This is a genomic window from Hansschlegelia zhihuaiae (genome assembly GCF_004103825.1).
Taxonomy (GTDB): domain Bacteria; phylum Pseudomonadota; class Alphaproteobacteria; order Rhizobiales; family Methylopilaceae; genus Methylopila; species Methylopila zhihuaiae.
The window spans coordinates 116,562-117,004 of the sequence record NZ_RYFI01000011.1 but is presented as its reverse complement, the minus strand read 5'-3'; the positions used below and the strand labels follow the sequence as shown (position 1 = coordinate 117,004).

General features: G+C 74.5%; 1 protein-coding gene. It reads left to right on the top strand.

Going from position 1 to position 443, the window contains the following annotated elements:
- Nucleotides 1-152 precede the first annotated feature (152 nt).
- A partial coding sequence (locus EK403_RS23185; RefSeq protein ID WP_245479677.1) for an NAD(P)-binding domain-containing protein occupies nucleotides 153-443 on the top strand: 291 nt, incomplete at its 3' end.

Sequence of the window (443 nt, the reverse complement as noted above, 5' to 3'; positions counted from 1 at the left end):
TCCCCCGCGTCAGCGGGGGAGGGGGACCGCGAAGCGGTGGAGGGGGCGACGCGCGCGGCCGGCCGATCGGCTGCGAAGAGACGCTTGCCGAGACGGCGGCCGCCGGGCGAAATGCGCGGCCCGTCGACCCGATCCCTTCCGGAGCTCCGCACATGACCGAACGACCCGCCACAGTGGCCGTGCTCGGGACCGGGCTGATGGGCGCGCCGATGGCCAGACGCCTGCTCGGCGCCGGCTTCGACGTCGTGGCCTGGAACCGCAGCGGCGCCAAGGCCGAGGCGCTTAGCCCCGACGGCGCGCGGATCGCGGACACGGCCGCCGAGGCGGTGAAGGACGCCGCCGTCGCCATCACCATGCTGGAGAACGGCGACGCCGTGACCGACGTGTTGTTCAGCCAAGGCGCGGCCACGGCTCTTCCGCCGGGCGCGCTCGTGATCGACATG